Raw genomic sequence first — 273 nt, 5'->3', positions numbered from 1 at the left:
CAACATTGCCGACGGTGTGGCTGATACTGACGCAGCGAGCTACAAACAAGTTAAAGCTGCGAAAACCGAGGTTCAAAAAGGTACAAACGTCGTCAGTGTCGACAAAACTGAAGGCACGGACGGTCATGCGATTTACACCGTCAATGCCAAAGGTACGGCTGTCTCTGCGGAAGGTACAGAAAACGGTCTGAAACTGACGTCGTCTGAAGATTCAACTACCAACGTAACTACCTACAATTTGGATTTGTCAGACAAAACCAAAGAAACCTTTAA

At 46.2% G+C, this 273-nt stretch carries 1 protein-coding gene; it reads left to right on the top strand.

Annotated elements, in window-relative coordinates; translation table 11 throughout:
* Window positions 1-16 precede the first annotated feature (16 nt).
* A partial coding sequence (locus ACTHS3_RS17875; RefSeq protein ID WP_440368762.1) for a hypothetical protein occupies window positions 17-273 on the top strand: 257 nt, incomplete at its 3' end.

The organism is Neisseria sp. P0009.S007 (genome assembly GCF_051962515.1).
Note: the sequence above shows the minus strand (reverse complement) of the source record. Positions and strands in the feature narration are given on the sequence as shown.